Below are 547 nucleotides of genomic sequence, written 5' to 3' on the forward strand. Positions count from 1 at the left end.
ATTATACACCTTATTAAACCTTAACGTAAACGTTAAGTTTTAAAAAACAATAAAAAAGACGAGTAGCATAAAGCACCCGCCTTTCACTTTCCTGTTTAAGCTAAACTTCCCGCCACTGACAGAGACTCTTTTTGAAGGCTTTCAGAAAGCACTCGATACGCGATCACTTTCTTCTTGTACTGTTTCACGACGTCAATATGGTCGTCATAGCGGTACACGAACAGCTTCACGTCTTTGTTTCCTTTTTTTGTATCTATCACCAGCGGCGTCCCGCCGTTTTCCGGATGTAAATAACGCTCTTCATCACCTGGATAGATATAATATTTTTCCAGGAAGATAGCTTCGTTAAATTGATCAATCACTTTCTGCTTCTCTGCACCCTCGAGGCGTTTTCCATCTAGAGAGAGACTCGCATTTTCGCCACTCAGCTTGGCGTGCACTTCAAATTTACCGAGCAGCCATTCTATGACGCCTGTAGGAAGACAGGTTAATACGATTTTCACCAGACTCATGAGAATTAACATCACGATCGCCCATGTCATACTTC

1 protein-coding gene is annotated in these 547 nt (G+C 42.0%); it reads right to left on the reverse strand.

The genetic code is table 11. The features are described from left to right. Positions 1–95: 95 nt before the first annotated feature. Complete coding sequence (locus ACWHAR_RS31020; RefSeq protein ID WP_017695579.1) at positions 96–542, reverse strand: YfmQ family protein; 447 nt, start codon at positions 540–542, stop codon at positions 96–98. Positions 543–547: the final 5 nt, after the last annotated feature.

This window comes from Bacillus sp. LR--39, from assembly GCF_053613335.1.

Coding starts and splice junctions, on each gene's coding strand:
- ACWHAR_RS31020 (WP_017695579.1), bottom strand. CDS start 542: ATGACATGGGCGATCGTGATGTTAATTCTCATGAGTCTGGTGAAAATC.